At 46.3% G+C, this 845-nt stretch carries 1 protein-coding gene; it reads right to left on the bottom strand.

What is annotated here, in order from left to right:
• Window positions 1–510, bottom strand: a 510-nt coding sequence (locus DP116_RS28370) for a pentapeptide repeat-containing protein (protein WP_169158267.1), incomplete at its 3' end; no start/stop codon positions are given.
• Window positions 511–845 lie beyond the last annotated feature (335 nt).

An 845-nucleotide genomic window follows, 5' to 3' on the forward strand; every position in this document is an offset into this window, starting at 1 on the left:
GGCTACGGCTATGGCTACGACGAAGGCTACGGCTCTGGCTCCGGCTCCGGCTCCGGCTCCGGCTCCGGCTACGGCTCCGGCTACGGCTCCGGCTACGGCTCCGGCTACGACTACGGCTCCGGCTACGGCGAAGCCCCCTTGTATTCCTTGGCGAATTGTGACGAGAAAAAATATAACAATAATAGTAATAGCACCCAAGCCCGCGATCTGATAACTTGTTTGCTCTAAATGGTTTTTACTATCGTCAAATAGTAAGTCCATCACAATAGCGCCAGCAAAACTAGAGAAAAGTCCTGATATTCCCGACAGCAACCACGAAACAACAACCAGGGATATAGCCCAACGCTTTTGCAGTCCCGCTTTGGCATGACTGAAGTTAGCACCTGTGAGGTTGGCACCGCAAAAATCAGCGCTTCGGATATCTGCACCGCTAAAGTTCGCTCCCTCAAGGTTTTGATTTTTAAACGATCGCCCTCTAAGATTTTGCCCTGAGAAATCTTGTGATAGCATAAATCACGCATTGATAAAGTGCTGTTATGATGTCGTACAAAACCCGCACTTTATTTTCCAGGTTTTTTAGGTAATTAGGAGTTACGCATTGACAAAAAATCTTATTCATGTATGCTAAGTAAATGTAGGGTGTGTTGTCGCGCAGCGCAACGCACCTTCAAGAATTCAAGGTGCGTTAGCCTTCGGCATAACGCACCCTACGGACTACGAACAATTTATATTTCTTCATATACATTGATTTTTTTTCGCCAACTTACTTAGCTCTGCCGTAGGCAATCGTCTCACAACTAAATTTGTGACAAAATAGTTTTGTTGTCCTACAGCCAATGCAATCG

It is taken from the genome of Brasilonema bromeliae SPC951 (genome assembly GCF_012912135.1).
Classification (GTDB): Bacteria; Cyanobacteriota; Cyanobacteriia; order Cyanobacteriales; family Nostocaceae; genus Brasilonema; species Brasilonema bromeliae.